Below are 518 nucleotides of genomic sequence, written 5' to 3' on the forward strand. Positions count from 1 at the left end.
GGATGTGGCTAGCGGCCGTATTTGGTATGGCAACCAAATATGCGGAATGTTTACTCGCTGTAAAATACCGTAAAGTGGATGACAACGGCCAAATGATCGGTGGGCCAATGTACTACCTTCAATACGGTGTAGGCTCTAAAGCACTCGCGGTGATGTTTGCGATTTCTGCGCTCGGAGTCGCCTGCTTTGGTATTGGTACTTTTCCGCAAGTGAACGCCATACTCGATGCTAGCGAGATTTCATTTGGCGTTACTCGTGAAATTTCAGCCCCAATCTTAACTCTATTGGTGGCAGGCGTGACACTCGGTGGAATTCAATCGATCGCTAAAGTGGCGGGTAAAGTTGTGCCTGTCATGGCGGTGTTCTACGTGGTTACCTGTGCCAGTGTTATCCTTCTCAATATAGACAAGCTTTATGACGCTGTCGCTTTGGTTTTTGTGTCCGCTTTTACCTCTTCAGCGGCTACAGGTGGTTTCTTAGGCGCAAGCATTATGCTGGCAATTCAATCTGGTATCGCT

General features: G+C 48.1%; 1 protein-coding gene. It reads left to right on the plus strand.

From position 1 onward, the window contains the following. The coding region (locus ACP45E_RS21535; protein WP_141707479.1) for an alanine:cation symporter family protein at positions 1 to 518 on the plus strand (518 nt) is incomplete at both ends.

The organism is Vibrio genomosp. F10 str. 9ZD137 (genome assembly GCF_049974785.1).
In the GTDB taxonomy this organism is placed as follows: Bacteria; Pseudomonadota; Gammaproteobacteria; order Enterobacterales; family Vibrionaceae; genus Vibrio.